Below are 16339 nucleotides of genomic sequence, written 5' to 3'. Positions count from 1 at the left end.
ATGTCACCCCAATCCCGCTACGCCACCTGCGCTGGCTATGAAATCCACTACACCGAATGGGGTGCAGGCGATGCCCCCGTGGTGATCGCCTGGCACGGCCTGGCGCGCACCGGGCGCGACATGGACGACCTGGCTGCGCACCTGGCAGGGCGCTACCGCGTGATCTGCCCCGACACGTTGGGCCGGGGCCTGAGCCAGTGGAGCCGCAACCCGGTGCAGGACTACCGCCTGGCCTTCTACGCACGCCTGGCGGCTGACCTGTTTGACCAGTTGGGCATTGCCCAGGCGCACTGGATCGGTACCTCGATGGGGGGCGCCATCGGCACGGTCTGCGCTGCAGGCCTGTTCGAGCCGCGATTGCACGGGCGCATCCGCAGCCTGCTGCTCAATGACAACGCGCCGCGCCTGGCCGATGCGGCGCTGGAGCGCATCAAGTCCTACGCGGGCCAGCCCCCCGCGTTCGATACCGTGGCCGAGCTGGAGGCCTTCTTCCGGCAGGTGTACCAGCCCTATGGCTGGCTGAGCGATGCGCAGTGGCGCCGTTTGACGGAGACCTCCACCCGCCGCCTGCCCGACGGCCGCGTGACGCCGCACTACGACCCGGCCATGGTGCAGCAGTTCACCCACCACGAGAACGACTACCTGATCTGGGACCACTACGACCGGCTCGACATCCCCGTGCTGTGCCTGCGCGGGGCAGATTCGGACCTCGTGCTGCCCGAGACCGTCGCAGAAATGCTGACCCGAGGCCCTGGTGCACGCGGCCTGGCGCAGGTGATCGAGGTGCCCGGCTGCGGCCACGCACCCGCGCTCAACGTGCCCGCGCACTACGCGCTGGTGGACGCCTTCCTCGCGAGGGCAGAACAGGCAGTTTGAGCCCCTCCCGTGCTGCCGCCTGGTGGGCGCGCGGGAGGGCTTTCTTTGCGTTCGTTGCACCGCTTGCGGCGTATCCAACGGGCGCAGCCCAGTCCGGCAACCATCGCGCAAGGGCCGCCAGTGCTCCGAGTGTGGGCGCAGCCGCTCAGGGGGCTGTCCCCTTTACCTCCTGAACCGCTCGCCGTTGAAGTAGGTCAGCTCCACGAAGTCGGTTCCGTCGTGGTCGTTAGGGCCGTAGCGCACCTCGAAGCCGCCCATGTCGTAGGGGCGCATGGAGTGCAGGGCCTCGATGAATTTCTCGCGCGAGGCGGCGCGTCCGGCGCGGCGCAGGGCCTCGATGAGGATGCGTGCATTCACATAGCCCTCGAACGAGGAATAGCCAATGTCCACATTCCCCAGCTTCTTGATGGCCTCCTGGTAGGCCTTGACCACCGGGATGGCGGGATTCGTGGGGTTGGGCACCACTTGCGCCACGGTGATGCCGGCGGCCGCTTCGCCCAGCGCCGCCAGCAGCGGCCGCGAGCCCAGGAACGAGATCGAGAACGCAGGCGCCTTGATGCGTTGGCGCAGTGCCTTGTAGAACGGAATGCCGCTGGCGCCGATGGCCAGGGACATCAGCGCATTGGGCTGGAACTGCACGATCTCCTGCACCGCTTTTTCAATGCCTTCAGGGGTTTCCTGCACCAGAAATGGCTTCCACTGTGTGTTGTTCGTGGCACGGGCGGCCGCCTCGAAGGCCGCCAGCGTGGCCTTGCCGAAAGGGTTGTCGAAGTAGCCCACGGCCATCTTGGTAAAGCCCGTGGAGCTGAGCTGGCGCGCAATCTTGGCCAGTTCCTGTGCGTAACTGGCCCGGGTGTGGAACACCAGTGGGTTGAAGGGGCGCAGCGCGTCCGAACCCGTGGCCGGAGCCAGCAGCGGTACCTTGGCTTCGGCCAGCACCTTGAGCGCACCCATCACGCTGGTGGTGCCGCCGCAGGCAAACATGGTGAACACCTGGTCCTTCTTGAGCAGCGTGGCCGTGTTTTCGGCGGCCTTCTCGGGGACGCCGGCGTCGTCCAGGCTGAAGAACTCGACCGGGCGCCCGTCGATGCCGCCGCGGTCGTTCACCTCCTTGAAAGCGGCGGCAATGCCCTTGTTCATCTCCACAAACGGGAAGGCCAGCGGCCCGGTCAGCGCGGCCGTCTGGCCGATGCGCCATGCATCGCCCTGCGCATGGGCCCAGGCCGAAGGGCCCAGGGTGGCCAGGGCGGCGGTGCCCTGGAGCAGGCGGCGGCGGTCCAGAAGGGGGAGGGTGCTGGGCGTTGGTTGGTTCATGGTGGGGTTCCGGTGTGTGTTCCCAAGATCGGTCAAAACGTGTCCAGAAGTATCGATTTGTATGTTTCTGTGCGTTATTCAGGGTAACCCTTGCGCGCAGGCCCAATTCGTCACATCCGTGACACATTCTCTATTGGATACAAGGCGCGATGGCGGTGCATTGCCCTTGGTCAACCTGGCAGGTACAGCGCGCGAAAGTCGTTCACGTTGGTGAAGGTGGGGCCGGTCACCACCAGGTCGCCCAGGGCAGCGAAGAAGCTGTAGGCGTCATGCCGCGCCAGGTGGTCTGTGGCCGACAGGCCCAGTGCCTGGGCGCGGGCCAGGGTGTCGGGGGTGATCAGGGCACCTGCGTTGTCTTCCACGCCGTCGATGCCGTCGGTGTCGGCCGCCAGGGCGTACACCCCGGGCTCGCCCTGCAGGGCCAGGGCGCAGGACAGTAGAAATTCGCTGGCTCGGCCGCCCCGGCCCCGTGGGTGGGCGCCCGGGGTGCCCAGCGTGACCGTGGTCTCCCCGCCGGACAGCAGCACGCAGGGCCTCGTGAATGGCTGGCCCTGGCGTGCCACCTGCCGTGCCAGGGCGGCGTGCACCTTGCCCACGTCGTGGCTCTCGCCCTCGATGGCATCCGACAGGATGTGTGCCGCCACGCCTTGTGCACGTGCCAGTGCGGCGGCAGCCTCCAGGCTGTGCTGGGGCGTGGCGATGAGGTGCACAGCATGGCCTTGGAACCGCGCATCTCCGGGCTTGGGGGTCTCGAAGGCGCCGCTGGCGAGGCCGGCGTGCGCCGCGGCAGGCAGGGGTAGTTGGTAGCGCTGGCAAATGGCCAGTGCGTTCTGGCAGGTGCTGGGGTCGGGTACGGTGGGGCCGCTGGCGATGACGGCGGGGTCGTCGCCCGGCACGTCGCTGATGAGCAGCGACACCACGCGTGCCGGGGCGGCCAGCGCCGCCAGCCGCCCGCCCTTGAGGGCCGAGAGGTGCTTGCGCACGCAGTTCATCTCGTCAATGCTGGCGCCGCTGGCCAGCAGCGCCTGGTTCAGTGCCTGCTTGTCGGCCAGGGTGATGCCAGGCGCAGGCTGGGCCAGCAGGGCCGAGCCACCGCCGGAAATGAGTGCCAGCACCAGATCGTCCGGCCCCAGGCCTGCTACCTGCGCGGCGATGCGCGTGGCAGCCTGCTGCCCGGCGGCGTCGGGCACGGGGTGGGCCGCCTCCAGCACGGCAATGCGCGCCTGGGGCTGTGGCAGGCCGGGCGGGACATGGCCGTAGCGTGTGACCACCAGGCCTTGCAGTGGCGCATCGGCGGGCCACAGCGCATCGACCGCTGCGGCCATGCTGGCAGCGGCCTTGCCCGCGCCCACCACCACGGTGCGCCCACGCGGGGGCGGCGGCAGGTACGGGGCCAGCACCTGTGCGGGCTGGGCGCGGGCCACGGCGGTGTCGAACAGCGCGCGCAGAAAGGCGCGGGCGTCGGTGGGGGCGGTCATGGGGTGCCGGGCCCGCCGTGGATGGGGGCGCGCAGGCGTGTGGTGGCACGTGATCGGGGCCGCAGTGCCGCCTGGCAGGCGCGGCGGTAGGCACGCAGTTGGGCATCGGCCAGGGCCACCACGCTGCCGGGTTCTGCGGTCACGCCGCGTGGGTGCATGCCTGCGGCCTGGCCGGTAAGCAGTGCAATGCCCTCGCTCACATGCTGCACGGCCCACAGGTGAAAGCGCCCCTGCGCCACGGCCTGCACGATGCGTGGCTCCAGCATCAGGTGGCGCTGGTTGCGCGCCGGGATCAGCGCCCCCTGGCTGCCGTCAAGCCCAGCGGTTTCACAGGCGCGAAACCACCCTTCGATCTTTTCATTGATGCCGCCCACGGGCAGCACCTCGCCGTGCTGGTTGAGTGCGCCGGTCACCGCAATGCCCTGCGCCAGCGGCAGGCCCGAGAGCGAGGACAGCAACGCATACAGCTCGGCGCACGAGGCCGAGTCGCCCTCCACGCCGCTGTACTCCTGCTCGAACACCACCGAGGCATTGAGCGCCAGCGGCGCCAGGTGGCCGAACAGCGCGTTCAGGTAGCTGTGCAGGATGAGCACGCCCTTGTCGTGGATGGGGCCGGACATCTCGACCTCGCGCTCGATGTTGAGCAGCCCCTCCTGCCCGGCAAAGGTGCGTGCGGTGATGCGCACCGGAAAGCCGAAGCGGTAGTCGCCCAGGTCGATCTGCGTGAGCGCGTTGATCTGGCCCACCTGCCAGCCGTGCAGCGCGAGCAGGCGCTCGCCGTCGGTGATGCTCTCGTGCAGGCGCTGTTCGGGGTAGTTGTGGCGCAGGGTGCGGGCCTGCAGGGCGGCTTCCACGTCGTGCAGGGCCACCAGGCTGGCACCGCGCGCGCGGCACAGGGCGGCGGCCTCGATGGCCAGGGCCTCGGTGTAGGCGAACAGGGCGCTCTGGCGGGTCTGGTCGTCGGCCTCGCGGTGGCTGTGCTCCAGCATGCGGGCCACGGCATCGGGGCCAAAGTGCGGCAGGCCGCGCTTTTTGCAGGTGTGCGCCACGAACACGGCGCTGGCCTGGTAGGTTTGCGCACTGGCGCTGAAGGACTCGGCAAAGTCCACCTTCACACGGAAGCGCCGGGCCACTTCGGGGTCGCCCTCCTGCAGGGCGTAGTACTCCTCGATCGAGCCGACCAGCACAAACTTGACCTGCACATCCACCGCCTCGGGTTGCAGCGCAGCGGTGGCCTGGATCCCGTGGCTGCTGCCCAGCTCCTCGATCTGCAGGCGGCTGCAGCGCAGAAAGCGGCGCAGGCGCTCCCACAGGCTTTCGTTGCCCAGCAGGTCGCGCAGATGCAGCAGCAAAAAGCCGCCATGCGCCTTGAGCAGGCTGCCCGCGTGGATGTGGGAGAAGTCGGCCTGCACGGCGTCGTCTTCGGCCTGTACCTCGATGCTGCCAAACAGGCTGCGCAGCTGCGGGTTGTCCTCGATCAGCACGGGCGCAGTTTGCAGCCCGGCGTTGTCCACGGCCAGGTTCACATGGCAGCGCGAGAGCAGGGTGTCCAGCTGCTCCTTGCGCTCGTCTTCTGCAGCCTCGTTGCCCTGCACGGACATGAAAAGGTCGAGCTGCTCCAGCACCTGCTGGCGCACCTGGTCCAGCCACTGTCCGAGCTTGACGGTGTCCTTGATCTGTTTGCGCAGGGGGTTGCGCACCTCTTGCAGCCCATGGTCCAGCAGGGGGCGCACCACCTGGCGCCGCAGTTGCGTCAGTGCGTCGTCGCGCTGGCGCTCCAGTGGGCGCATGTCGTCCAGAAAACGTGCGATGGCGTTGCGCAGCTTCTGCTCGGCATCGTCAATTTCGGCGCGGCGCTCGCGCGTGAGGGCGCGGGCGTCGGCTTCGGTCAGCGGCTCGCCCTGGGGGCCGAGCAGGGTGAAAACCATATGCCCCTCGTCGCGCGAGAGTCGAAAGCGCAGCGACTCGGCCAGCGCATCCAGTTCGGCAAAGGCTTGCGACTCGCGGGCCTGGTAGGCCTGCTCGATGCGCGCACTCTCGGCGCGGAAGTCGGCACCGTCCAGGCGCCTGGGGATGTCCGCCTGCAGCGCACGGGTGAGCTGCTCCATGCCCTGGCGCAGTGCGCGCCCCTGGCCCGCGGGCAGGCGCAGCGCGCGTGGGCGCTCGGGGTTGTCAAAGTTGTGGAGGTAGCACAGATCGGGGGGCACGGCCCGCTGGGCGGCGGCCTGCTTCATGGCCTGGTGCAGCAGCGACGCGCGGCCGCTGCCCACCTCGCCGAGCACAAACAGGTTGTAGTCCGGCTGCTCCAGCCCCAGGCCAAAGCGTGCGGCGGCCTCGGCGCGCTCCTGTCCGATCCAGGGCAGCGGTTGGTCCTGCAACTCGGCGGTGCTGGCGAAGCCCAGGCGGTCGGGGGCAATGTTCAGGCGCAGTTGTTCGGGGGCAAGAGCGGTGGCGGACATGGGGTATTCAATAGAAGCAAAAATCGGTTTCTGCGCAGTGGTGGCAAGCGCTTCGTGCTATCAAATTTCAAGTATTTGCCTGGGTGGCCATCTGCTTTTCTCGCAGGTGCACCAGGGTCTGCAGCATGCGATTGGCAGGCGTGGCGATGCCCAGCGCCTCGCCCTGGCGCACGATGTAGCCGTTGAGGTGGTCGATCTCCGTGGGCCGTCCGCGCGCCAGGTCCTGCGCGGTGGACGAAATCTGAGTGGGCATGCTCGCAGCCAGCGGCAGCACTGCATCGGCCGTGCCCGCAGGCAGTGCGATGCCCTTGGCGTGGGCCACGGCCAGGCATTCCTGCACGATGTCGTCCATCATGCGGGGCACGTTCAGCCCCGGGCTGTCCACGATGGCGCCGTAGGCCAGCCCCGTGAGCGCCGAGAGCGGGTTGTACACACAGTTGAGCACCAGCTTGGCCCACAGGGCGCCGGCCACGTTGTCCGACACCTGCACCGGAATTCCCGCTGCCGCAAAGGTCTGTGCAATGGCCTGGCTTTGCGGTGCGGGCGCAATCACCAGTTCGCCCCGGCCATGGTGGCGCACATGGCCCGGCCCGGCCATTCCAGCGGCCACATACACCACGGCGGGCAGCACCGTGTGCGCCAGCGCGGTTTGCAGGCGCTCGGCGTTGTCCACCCCGTTCTGCAGGCTCATCACCACGGCGTCCGGTGCCAGGTAGGGCTTCATGGCCTGCCCGGCACTCTCGGTGTCGGTCGATTTGACGCAAAAAAGCACGCACTGCGCGCCTTGCACGCCGCTGGGCTCGGTGTCGGCCTGCAGGCGTACCCGTTCCGAAAACGACAAGGTGTCCAGCAGCAATCCGTCTCGGCGCACGGCCTCGACATGGGCCGCGCGTGCCACCAGCACGACCTCGTGCCCTGCGCGTGCCAGCATGCCGCCGTAGTAGCAGCCCACGGCGCCAGCGCCCATCACGGCAATTCTCATGGCAACGTCCTTTCAACAGCTTGTGTGTGCCTGGGCATCGTGCGCAGGCAGACATGGGGCAGTGTAGGACAAGGGTGCAACGGGTGGCACACTGTGCAAATCCTTCGCTAACAGACTTCTGCCGTGTCCTCCAATCCCTTGCCCGAACCCATGACCTGGACGGTGGATGTGTCCTTGCTTGGCAGTCCCGTGGTGCTGCGTCAGACGGCGGGAGTGTTTCTGGTGACCTTTGCCGTTGTGTCGCTTTTTGCGTGCGGATTGTTCGCTGTCGAGGGCGATTGGGCAGGCATTCTTCCCACGCTGGGGGTGTTGGCGCTGGTGCATGTGGGACTGGTGTTGGGGGCGCTTGCTGTCATGGTGCTGTATTTCGGGAACCGCATTGCCATGGAATTCACGGTAGATGAGCGTGGCGTTTTCTCGCAGGTGCGCGATCGCAAGGCCCACAAGGCATCGCAGTTGGCCGTTGTTCTGGGTTTGGCAACGGGCAGATTCACGGTGGCAGGTGCGGGCATGCTGGCGCGCAGCGGCGCCAGCAGTTTTGTCCCCTGGAAGGCCGTGCAGCGGGTGCGCTGCGACGAGGCGCGCCACACCATTCATCTGGACGGTGGGTGGCGAACGCGCGCCGCCTTGTTCTGCACCCCGCAGAACTACCACCTGGCACGCACCTGGGCCTTGCGCATGTGCCCAAGCACATGAAGACACGCGTGTTTCTGCTTTTGTTGGGCGCTGTGCTTGTGCTTTGGGGCGCGGGGCTTCCCATGGTGCTGTGGTTGGGTGCCGAAGCGCCGGGCACGGTCACGCAGGTGCGGCGGCAGTTGGGCGACAGGGGTGAGGCCATTCCCAATCGCTACACCTACACCATCGCCTATGAGTTTCGACTCCCCAATGGACAGATGGCGCAGGGCCATACGCAGCGGGTGGGCGATTTTTTTGCCCCACGCGACATGGCGGTGGGCAAGCCAGTGCGCGTGCGCTATCTGCCTGGCGCACCCTGGCTGAACGAGATTCCGGCGGTTCATTGGGCGGCTGGCCTGGAGCGCGCCATCGTGACCGTGGTGGGTGCGGGACTGGTGGCGCTGGCCTTCCGGCGACCCAAGACCATGCCCGGCCCAGGCCGTCGATCACGCCGTCCTGGATGAGCCTTGTCGGTTCAACGTCACGTTGACTTCTGGGGATATTGCCGGGAAGATACAAAAAGATACAAGGAGGTCGCATGCGTCTAGGGAAATATATCGTTCGTGCGTTGGCATGTGGTGTGCTGGCGATCGGGGGCCTGGGGACCGTGTTTGCCCAGACCCAGGGAGGGTTCTGGGGACGACTGGCCTTCGACACTGCGGTGGGTGAGGGCGACAACCGGTTTCGGTACGGAAACTGGTATGGCCCCGGTTGGTGGGGTGGCAGCGAGCTGTCTGATCGGGTGGGCGGATTGCCGCCGGTGGATGCGCTGGATGCCGTGGCGCAAAAGCATGACTTTGGCTATGAGCTGGCAGAGGAGCTGGGTGCCGGCAACCGGGCCCTGGAGGCCCACTACAAGGCCTTGGCCGATGTGATTGCGGTGCGGGATACGCTTGCTTTGCCCGAGGACCCCAGGCGATGGAGTCCACCTGCGAAAGACCCGGAACTGGCCCGCAAGTACCGTGAACGCATTGCGCTGGGTTTCCCGAACTACCAGCAACGATTGAATGAACTGAAGGCGGTGGTTCCGTCGCGCATCGATCCCAGCCACCCAGAGGCCTTGGATTCTGTGTTGGAAGGAAAGAAGCCCATCGACGCAGCCGAGCTGGAAAGACGGATGAACCAGCGGGTGCGGGCGTGGAACAAAGCCTACATGGATCGCCAGGCGCAAAGCGGCAGAGCGAATGTGCTGGATATTCCGTCTGCAACCCCCCAGCAGCCCAGGCCAGACGCCACGGCTGTGATGCTTTGTACCTGCGAGGATTGGAACAGGGACGGTTTGTACGGTGTGGTTCTCAAAGGGGAAATACTCTCGGCCAATTACGGCCCGTACGCAAAATGCATGGACTATGCCCGCAGCCTGCGCCAATGCCGGTCTGTTCCGCAGGCAGAGCGGCCGCGCCAGCCGACTGCGTCCGGAAACAGCTGCACCTGCGAGGACTGGGACAAGGATGGGCGCTATGGAGTGGTGCTCAATGGAAAGACGGTGTTGGCGCCCAATGTGGGGTCGCACCACCAGTGCATGTCCCGCGCCCAGTCCATGCGGCAATGTCAATAGCACCCTGGAGCCTTGCTGGGGGTTGGCACATGGAGCGGCCACTTTAGACTCGAAAACCCTAACCAGGGGGCACTTTTCCTGAGGGGATGTGCGCCGATAATCCCCCCATGGAGCCCACCGCCAACGATCCATTCGATCCCAGCCAGTGGAATGAAGACACCATGGCCGGGGAGCCTCTGGCCGAGTTGCCCGCCGTGGTGGAACTGCTGCGGCGGCGCTGCGGGGTGGATTTTTCTGGTTACAAGACGACCACCCTGACACGCAGGGTGCGCCACCGCATGGCGCAGGAGCAGGTGGAAACGGGCGCACAGTACCTGCGGCGCCTGGAGACCGATGAGGCGGAGCGCCAGGCTTTGTGTGGCGATCTGTTGATCCATGTGACCGAGTTCTTCCGCGATACGTCAGCGTTTGCGTACCTGGCCGAGGTGGTGCTGCCCGACCTGCTGCGCGGTCGCCCTTCCACCGAAGACTTGCGTATTTGGTCGGCGGGCTGCGCCACGGGGCAGGAGGCCTACACCTTGGCCATGCTGGCGCTGGATGTGGCCGGGCGCATGGGGTTCCATGGCAATGTGAAGGTTTTTGCGACCGACCTGGGCACCCAGGCGCTGGAAGTGGCTTCGCGCGGGCAATACGACGATGACGCGCTGGCCGCCGTACCGGAGGCGCTGCAGGGACGCTACTTCGTGCGCGAGGGGCAGGAGGCCATGCGGGTGGACGGCTCCCTGCGCCGCCATGTGGTGTTTGCCCGGCACAATCTGCTGACTGACCCGCCCTTCACGCGCATCGACCTGGCCGTATGCCGCAACCTGCTGATCTACCTGCAGCCCGAAGCACAGGTCAAGGCCTTGTCGCAGCTGCATTTTGCGCTCAGGCCGCACGGCATTCTGATGCTGGGGGCCAGCGAGACCATCGACGCGCTCGACGCCCCCGCCTTCGCCCCGCTGGACCGCAGCGCCAAGCTGTTCCGCAAGCAGGGCGTGGCGCTGGTCCGGGTGATCGACGCGCCCACCCAAGGTGCGCAGGCCGTGCCCGGCGTGCCCGACGGCGCCTTGGCCGATGGCAAGGATGAGTCGCCTTCGCATCTGCTGCAGGCCGAGCTGCAGGCGACCCGTGAGCGTCTGCAAGAGATGGTGGTGGAGCTGCAGGCCAGCCACGAGCGCATCGACCTGAGCAACGAGGAGCTCACCGCCTCCAACGAGGAGCTGCAAAGCGCCAACGAGGAGCTCAAGTCCGTCAACGAAGACCTGTACGCCCTCAACCGCGAACTGCACGCCAAGAACGAGGAGCTCGCCGCGCTCACGCGCGACTACGACCACCTGCTCGACAGCACCGACATCGGCACGGTGTTTCTGGATGCGCAACTGTGCCTGCGCCGCATCAGCCCAGGGGTCGAGGACTACCTGGCCCTGCGGCCCACAGACATTGGGCGGCCCGTGGCCGACATCCACTATCGGCTGGGGCCGCAAGAGGCCTTTCTGGCCGATCTGCAGCGTTGCGCGCGCACGGGTGCACGCATCGAAACCGAGGTGCGCCTGCCCGATGGGCGCTGGGTGTTCCAACGCATGCTGCCCTTCAAGGAAGAGGGCAAGAGCGACGACGGCGTGGTGCTGACCTGGACCGACATCAGCGAGGTCAAACGCATTCAGCACCTTGCAGACCAGTTGGCCAGCGACCGCTCGCGCCTGATGGCCATCATGGATGCATTGCCCGACGGGGTGTACATCACCAACCCGAGCTACGCCATCGAGTACATCAACCCTGCCATGCAGAAGGAGTTTGGCCCGGTGCAGGGGCGCAAGTGCTACGAGTACTTCCATGGCCGCCAGTCCCCTTGTGACTGGTGCAAGAACGCCGATGTGTACGCGGGCAAAACGGTGAATTGGGAATGGACCAATGCGCAGGGCCAGTCCTACGAGCTGTTCGACATGCCGCTGCACAACGCCGACGGCAGCATCAGCAAGCTGGAGCTCATCCACAACGTCACGGCGCCCATGGAGCAGCGCCGCCGCATGGAGCAGGTGGCGCGGCTGGCCCACGTGGGGCATTGGGAATGGACCGTGGCCAGCGGTGAACTGCGTTGGAGCGATGAAACCTTTGCGTGCTTTGGTTATGCGCCGGGGGCGGTGACTCCCTCCTTCGACCTGTTTTTGCAGCATGTCGATTCGCTGGACCAGGCGCGGGTGCGTGCTGCCGTGCAAAAGTCGCTCGATGACTGCAAGCCCTATGAGGTGGAGTTCCGCTTTCGGCGCGCCGATGGCCATGTGTGTGTGGGCCTGGCCATGGGGGAGGTCTCCTGCGATCCATCGGGCAAACCGGTGACCATGGCCGGTGCCATGCAGGACATCACGGCGCTGCGCGACACCGAAAAGCGTTTCACGGTGGCCTTTTCGGCCAGCCCGCTGGCGGCCTCCATTGCGCGGGCCTCCGACGGCATGTTCCTCGAGGTCAACGACAAGTACGAGGCATTTTTTGGCTGGACCCGCGATGACCTGGTGGGTCACACCACGCTGGAGATCGGCCTGTGGGTCGATCTGGCTGCACGCGAGGCTTGGCTGGAAGAGCTGCGTCTGCACGGCTCGGTGCTGGATTACGAATGCCAGTGGCGCAGCAAGTCTGGCGGCATTCACCATGTCAGCATTTCGGCCGGGCTGGTGGACGTTGAGAATCAACCCCTGGTGCTGGCCTTCATCCAGGACATCACCGAGCGCAAGGAGACCCAGGCGCGCATCGACTTCCTGGCGCACCATGACCCACTCACCGGCCTGCCCAACCGCGTGCTGTTCCGCGACCGTTTTGAGCTGGCGATGGCCTGGTCCGAGCACTCGGGCACCAAGGTGGCGCTGCTGTACCTGGACCTGGACCACTTCAAGACCATCAACGACACCCTGGGTCACCCCGTAGGTGATCAGATGCTGCAGCAGGTGGCCCAGCGCCTGCGCAGCTGTGTGCGCGACACCGACACCATCAGCCGCCAGGGCGGAGACGAATTCCTCATTGCGCTGACCGGCGTGCAGGACATGGATGCCGTCAACCGCATGGCCACCCAGGTGGTGCAGGCGCTGGCAGAACCGTTCCAGATCGAGGGCCATGAACTGGCCGCCAGCCTGTCGGTGGGCGTGGCCGTGTGGCCCGACGACGGAAACACCTTTGACGCCCTGCTGCAGCGCGCAGATACCGCGATGTACCAGGCCAAGGCGGCTGGGCGCAACACCTACCGCTTCTATACCGCGGCCATGAACACGCAGGCGCTGGAGCAGCTCAAGCTGCGCACGGCCCTGCACTGGGCGCTGGATCAGCGCCAGTTCGTGCTGCACTACCAGCCGCAGATCGATCTGGCCAGCGGCCAGGTGGTAGGCGTGGAAGCCTTGGTGCGCTGGCAGCGCAGCCCCGAGGAGTTGCTGCCGCCGGGGCGTTTCATCGCCACGGCCGAAGAAAGCGGGCTCATCGTGCCCATGGGTGAATGGGTGCTGCGCGAGGCCTGCGCCCAGGCGGTGCGCTGGCAGCAGGCCGGGTTGCCCGAGCTGACCATGGCGGTCAATCTTTCGGCAGTGCAGTTCCGGCGTGGCGACCTGTTGAACAGTGTGACCCAGGCGCTGGCCGATTCGGGCCTGGAGCCCTCGCGCCTGGAGCTGGAGCTGACCGAGTCCCTGCTGATCGATGACGCCGAAGAGGTGCTGGAGAAGGTGCGCCGTTTCAAGGCGCTGGGCGTGTGCCTGTCGATCGACGACTTTGGCACGGGATACTCCAGCCTGGCCTACCTCAAGCGCTTTGCGGTGGACAAGCTCAAGATCGACCAGTCCTTCGTGCGCGACATCGTCAGCGACCCGGACGACGCCGCCATCGTGCGCGCCATCATCAGCATGGCGCGCAGCCTCAAGCTCAAGGTCATTGCCGAGGGCGTGGAAACCGCCGAGTTGGCCGGCTTTCTGCGCCTGTACCACTGCCACGAGGCGCAGGGCTTTCACTACGCCAAACCCATGCCGGCCGATGCCTTTGCGCAGTGGTTGCTCGACTACCAGGCGTCGGCGTGATGGCGCGCGCTGTTCTCTTCTTTTGATTGTTTCATGGCTACCAAGAACGCTTCGTCCGAATTTCGCATCCTCTCGCTCAGTGGCGGTGGCTACCTGGGGCTGTACACCGCCGTGGTGCTGGCCGACCTGGAAGCACGCGTCGGTGAACCCCTGGGGCGGCGCTTTGACCTGATTGCCGGCACCTCGGTGGGCGGCTTGCTGGGGCTGGCGCTGGCCTATGAAGTGCCCATGGCCCAGATCGTCAAGCTGTTTGTGGAAAAGGGCGAAGACATCTTCTCGGCGCGCAAGCTGCCCAGCGGCGCCGTTACGCGCTTGCTGGATCTGACGCGTTCGGTGCTGGGCCCCAAGTACACCGGCGAGACCTTGCGCCAGGAGCTGACGCGCCACCTGGGTGAGCGCACGCTGGGCGATGCCCTGCACGCGGTGGTGATTCCTGCCGTCGATGTGTCACGCTGCGCCACCAAGGTCTTCAAGACCCCGCATGCCGATACCTCGCTGGGCGACGAGGACGTGCGCGCCGTCGATGTGGCCATGGCCACCAGCGCCGCACCGGCTTACTTTCCCAGCGTGCAGATCGGCCACACCCTGTACGCCGACGGCGGCCTGTTTGCCATGGCGCCCGACCAGGTGGCGCTGCACGAGGCCGAGCTGTTCATGGGCGCCAAGCCCTCGCGGGTGCGCATGCTGTCGGTGGGAACGGCCGCCATGGGCTACCGCCCCGCCGACCAGATCGAGGCCGACGCAGGCGCTGTGGGCTGGCTCAATGATGGCCGTCTCATCCTGACCATGATCTCCGTGCAGCAGCAGCACGTGGTCGCGGTGATGGAAGACCGCCTGGAAGACCGTTACATGCGCATCGATGCGCCCTGGCCGGCCCGCGCCGGTTTGGGCATCGACATTGCCACCCGCTCGGCCGCACTCACCCTGACGGCCCTGGGCCGCGAGACGGTGGCACAACTTGATGCACAGCGCATTCGTGCGTTTTTATGAGCCTTTTTGGCGGTTGGCGCTTAATTCATAAGCGTGAGTAGCTATAAAAATAATAGCGTAAAGCGCCAAAGAGGGCGCGGCGGTGCCCTTTACTTTTGCCGACAATTGCAGGACGATGGTTCATATTGCAGCGCAACGGAGGCAAAACATGGACGCCATCGCACGCAACCCACAACCCGACAATCGCTTTGCTGCACCCCAGGCTGCGGCGGCAGTCAACGCCAGTGCGGCCTATAGCCGCAACGCCACGGCGCAGAACGTGCCCGCCGCCGAGCCTGACAACGAAACCACCGTCACCCTGAGTCCACGCGCCCAGGCACTGGCACAACAGGCGCAGGCTGCGCCTTCGACCAGTGGGCCGGACGCTGCTGCCGAAGCAGAACGCAACAGCAGCGAGCAGCGCTCCCAGCTCAATGCCCAGGTGCGCCGAGCGTATCTGTCCGAGTAAGGCCGGGAGATCACCATGCTCGCTATCGGCAGCAATGCAGCGGTACCTGCGCAGGCACAGATCAAGGTGCAGGCTGCGCGCCGCGAGGCTGACCAGGCTCAGCGCGCAGCGCGCACCCTGGAGCAAAGCGCCGAGCAGGCCCAGCGCAGCGCCGACCAGGAACAGGCGCGCGCCGACGGCCTCACCCGCCAGGCGGACGGTGCCAACCGCCGCTCCGATGCCGCCCAGCGCACCCTGGCCGGACTGGAATCCGGCCTGCAACAGCAAAGCCGCTTCAACCCCACCCCCGCCACCGTAGGCCGCCTGGTTGACGCCTTCGCGTGAGAAGGTGTGAACGAACCCGACATGCCTGCTCATTGGCATGTCTGAAGAAAGAGGCGCTGCACAACACCAGGGCTCCCGCGCAAAGGCCGCCAGTATCGTGAAGTTCGGGCGCCGGGAGCGTCCCCCTGCCCGCATCGCGCAGCGATGCGAGAGCGGGGGGAAGGCGCCGCAGGCGCCACAGGGGGGTGTTTCTTACTTCGGCAACACGCTGCGAATCGTGTTGGCCAGGTCTTCGGCCACAAACTTGGCCACATAGCCGTTGGCGCCCACGCTGCGTACATGGTCCTCGTTGGCCGAGCCTGACAGGGACGAGTGGATCACCACCGGCAAATCACTCAGGCGAGCATCCTGCTTGATGTTGCGCGTGAGGCTGAAACCATCCATCTCGGGCATTTCCAGGTCGGTCAGCAGCAGACTGACCTTGTCCAGTATGGTCTTGCCTTCGGCTTCAGCCGCTCTGGCCAGGACGTTGAGCCGATCCCAGGCTTCCTTGCCCGACTTCACCATTTCGTAGGGCGCCTGCAGTGCCTTGAGCTCCTGCTCGATGAGCGAGCGCGCCACAAACGAGTCGTCGGCCGCCAGGATGATGGTGCCGGGCTTGAGCTTCAGTTTGGGGCCCACCTTCTCGGGATCGACCTGGTGTTTTTCTTCCTCGGGCGAAACCATTTGCAGAATGGCCTCCACGTCCAGTACCTGCGCCAGGCGCGTGCCGTCGGTATTGCCGTCCAGTCGCGCGATGCTGGTCACGAGGTTGTGGCCCGCGCCGCTCGACTCGGCCGAAATCACCTGGTTCCAGTCCAGGCGCACGATGTCTTCCACCGACTCCACGGCAAATGCCTGGGTGGTGCGCGCGTATTCGGTCACCAGCATGATGTTCAGGCCTGTGGTGGGCTTGCAACCGACGATGGAGGGCAGGTCCAGCACCGGGATGACCTGGCCGCGCAGGTTGACCACGCCCAGCGAGTGTGCCGTGGCGCCCACGATGGGGGTAATGGCTGGCATGGCCACGATCTCGCGGATCTTGAACACGTTGATACCGAACAGCTCGGACTGGCCCAGTGCGCCGTCTGTCCCCAGGCGAAACAGCAGCAGCTCGAACTTGTTGGAACTGGTGAGGTTGGTGCGCTCGTCGATGTCTTTCTGGACGGATTTCATGGGAGGCCTCTTTCGCGCAGAAACTTGCGCCTCCAAATTCTAGAAGCAG

The 16339-nt window shown here is 66.1% G+C and carries 13 protein-coding genes; 8 read left to right on the top strand and 5 right to left on the bottom strand.

What is annotated here, in order from left to right; genetic code table 11:
- Positions 1-876: an alpha/beta fold hydrolase gene (locus MJ602_RS06250; protein ID WP_243020003.1), complete on the top strand. Its 876-nt coding sequence runs from the start codon at positions 1-3 to the stop codon at positions 874-876.
- Between the two features lie 162 nt (positions 877-1038).
- Here MJ602_RS06250 and MJ602_RS06245 read toward each other — a convergent pair whose 3' ends face one another.
- From MJ602_RS06245 to MJ602_RS06230, 4 genes are all read right to left on the bottom strand, one after another.
- On the bottom strand, positions 1039-2190 hold the full coding sequence (locus tag MJ602_RS06245; protein ID WP_243020002.1) for an ABC transporter substrate-binding protein: 1152 nt from the start codon (positions 2188-2190) through the stop codon (positions 1039-1041).
- Between the two features lie 170 nt (positions 2191-2360).
- Entirely contained in the window at positions 2361-3668 is a 1308-nt protein-coding gene (locus MJ602_RS06240) for a glycerate kinase type-2 family protein (RefSeq protein ID WP_243020001.1), read from the bottom strand.
- Entirely contained in the window at positions 3665-6127 is a 2463-nt protein-coding gene (locus tag MJ602_RS06235) for a Lon protease family protein (RefSeq protein WP_243020000.1), read from the bottom strand. The genes MJ602_RS06240 and MJ602_RS06235 overlap by 4 nt, the downstream gene beginning before the upstream one ends.
- Before the next feature lie 67 nt (positions 6128-6194).
- The gene (locus MJ602_RS06230; protein WP_243019999.1) at positions 6195-7109 is read right to left on the bottom strand and encodes a ketopantoate reductase family protein; all 915 of its coding nucleotides are present in this window, start codon (positions 7107-7109) and stop codon (positions 6195-6197) included.
- 123 nt (positions 7110-7232) lie between these two features.
- Between MJ602_RS06230 and MJ602_RS06225 the strand changes: the two genes are divergently transcribed.
- From MJ602_RS06225 to MJ602_RS06195, 7 genes are all read left to right on the top strand, one after another.
- Entirely contained in the window at positions 7233-7805 is a 573-nt protein-coding gene (locus MJ602_RS06225; protein WP_243019998.1) for a hypothetical protein, read from the top strand.
- Positions 7806-7867: 62 nt separating this feature from the next.
- Positions 7868-8248 carry a hypothetical protein gene (locus MJ602_RS06220; protein ID WP_243019997.1) on the top strand — a complete coding sequence of 127 codons (381 nt, stop codon included), beginning with the start codon at positions 7868-7870 and terminating at the stop codon, positions 8246-8248.
- Positions 8249-8322: 74 nt separating this feature from the next.
- Entirely contained in the window at positions 8323-9342 is a 1020-nt protein-coding gene (locus MJ602_RS06215) for a phospholipase A2 family protein (RefSeq protein WP_243019996.1), read from the top strand.
- A gap of 107 nt (positions 9343-9449) precedes the next feature.
- Positions 9450-13373 carry an EAL domain-containing protein gene (locus tag MJ602_RS06210; protein WP_243019995.1) on the top strand — a complete coding sequence of 1308 codons (3924 nt, stop codon included), beginning with the start codon at positions 9450-9452 and terminating at the stop codon, positions 13371-13373.
- A gap of 33 nt (positions 13374-13406) precedes the next feature.
- Positions 13407-14363, top strand: a complete 957-nt coding sequence (locus tag MJ602_RS06205) for a CBASS cGAMP-activated phospholipase (RefSeq protein ID WP_162015536.1) — start codon at positions 13407-13409, stop codon at positions 14361-14363.
- A 148-nt stretch (positions 14364-14511) separates the two neighbouring features.
- Positions 14512-14811 (top strand): hypothetical protein, encoded by a 300-nt coding sequence (locus MJ602_RS06200; protein ID WP_243019994.1) that lies wholly within the window; start codon positions 14512-14514, stop codon positions 14809-14811.
- Between the two features lie 15 nt (positions 14812-14826).
- Positions 14827-15135 carry a hypothetical protein gene (locus MJ602_RS06195; RefSeq protein WP_243019993.1) on the top strand — a complete coding sequence of 103 codons (309 nt, stop codon included), beginning with the start codon at positions 14827-14829 and terminating at the stop codon, positions 15133-15135.
- 192 nt (positions 15136-15327) lie between these two features.
- Here MJ602_RS06195 and MJ602_RS06190 read toward each other — a convergent pair whose 3' ends face one another.
- The gene (locus MJ602_RS06190) at positions 15328-16290 is read right to left on the bottom strand and encodes a chemotaxis protein (protein ID WP_243019992.1); all 963 of its coding nucleotides are present in this window, start codon (positions 16288-16290) and stop codon (positions 15328-15330) included.
- Positions 16291-16339: the final 49 nt, after the last annotated feature.

Origin of the sequence: Simplicispira sedimenti (assembly GCF_022760965.1) — a bacterium.
Lineage (GTDB): Bacteria > Pseudomonadota > Gammaproteobacteria > Burkholderiales > Burkholderiaceae_C > Simplicispira > Simplicispira sedimenti.
The sequence above is the reverse complement of the archived record's forward strand: the minus strand, read 5'-3'. Positions and strand labels throughout refer to the sequence as shown.

What these genes read in the sequence shown, in the direction of transcription:
- MJ602_RS06215 (WP_243019996.1), top strand. Translation starts at nt 8,323, where the DNA reads ATGCGTCTAGGGAAATATATCGTTCGTGCGTTGGCATGTGGTGTGCTG.
- MJ602_RS06200 (WP_243019994.1), top strand. Translation starts at nt 14,512, where the DNA reads ATGGACGCCATCGCACGCAACCCACAACCCGACAATCGCTTTGCTGCA.
- MJ602_RS06230 (WP_243019999.1), bottom strand. Translation starts at nt 7,109, where the DNA reads ATGAGAATTGCCGTGATGGGCGCTGGCGCCGTGGGCTGCTACTACGGC.
- MJ602_RS06210 (WP_243019995.1), top strand. Translation starts at nt 9,450, where the DNA reads ATGGAGCCCACCGCCAACGATCCATTCGATCCCAGCCAGTGGAATGAA.
- MJ602_RS06240 (WP_243020001.1), bottom strand. Translation starts at nt 3,668, where the DNA reads ATGACCGCCCCCACCGACGCCCGCGCCTTTCTGCGCGCGCTGTTCGAC.
- MJ602_RS06220 (WP_243019997.1), top strand. Translation starts at nt 7,868, where the DNA reads ATGGTGCTGTGGTTGGGTGCCGAAGCGCCGGGCACGGTCACGCAGGTG.
- MJ602_RS06245 (WP_243020002.1), bottom strand. Translation starts at nt 2,190, where the DNA reads ATGAACCAACCAACGCCCAGCACCCTCCCCCTTCTGGACCGCCGCCGC.
- MJ602_RS06190 (WP_243019992.1), bottom strand. Translation starts at nt 16,290, where the DNA reads ATGAAATCCGTCCAGAAAGACATCGACGAGCGCACCAACCTCACCAGT.
- MJ602_RS06195 (WP_243019993.1), top strand. Translation starts at nt 14,827, where the DNA reads ATGCTCGCTATCGGCAGCAATGCAGCGGTACCTGCGCAGGCACAGATC.
- MJ602_RS06205 (WP_162015536.1), top strand. Translation starts at nt 13,407, where the DNA reads ATGGCTACCAAGAACGCTTCGTCCGAATTTCGCATCCTCTCGCTCAGT.
- MJ602_RS06250 (WP_243020003.1), top strand. Translation starts at nt 1, where the DNA reads ATGTCACCCCAATCCCGCTACGCCACCTGCGCTGGCTATGAAATCCAC.
- MJ602_RS06235 (WP_243020000.1), bottom strand. Translation starts at nt 6,127, where the DNA reads ATGTCCGCCACCGCTCTTGCCCCCGAACAACTGCGCCTGAACATTGCC.